The organism is Micromonospora sp. DT68 (genome assembly GCF_049847245.1).
In the GTDB taxonomy this organism is placed as follows: domain Bacteria; phylum Actinomycetota; class Actinomycetes; order Mycobacteriales; family Micromonosporaceae; genus Micromonospora; species Micromonospora profundi.
On sequence record NZ_JBNCNZ010000085.1, the window covers coordinates 1 to 222 of the forward strand.

Annotated in this window: 1 pseudogene; it reads left to right on the plus strand. The window is 68.5% G+C overall.

From position 1 onward, the window contains the following. Positions 1–222 (plus strand): annotated as a pseudogene (locus tag ACPXB1_RS30730) (hypothetical protein); the annotation flags it as partial.

Here is a 222-nt window from a genome sequence, read left to right on the forward strand (position 1 = left end):
GCCCGTCGCGGTCGTGCAGGCCGACAAGCCCGACACCGCCAAGCTGATCCCGCACGGCACCCAGGGCGCGCAGTCGCACATCGCCCTCAACGACGAGCAGACCGCCAACGTCAAGGCGATCATCGCCGCCACGAAGAAGGCCGGCATGCCCGAGCGCGCCGCGGTGATCTCGATCGGCACGAGCTTGCAGGAGTCGAAGTTGGAGAACCTGGGTCACCTGGG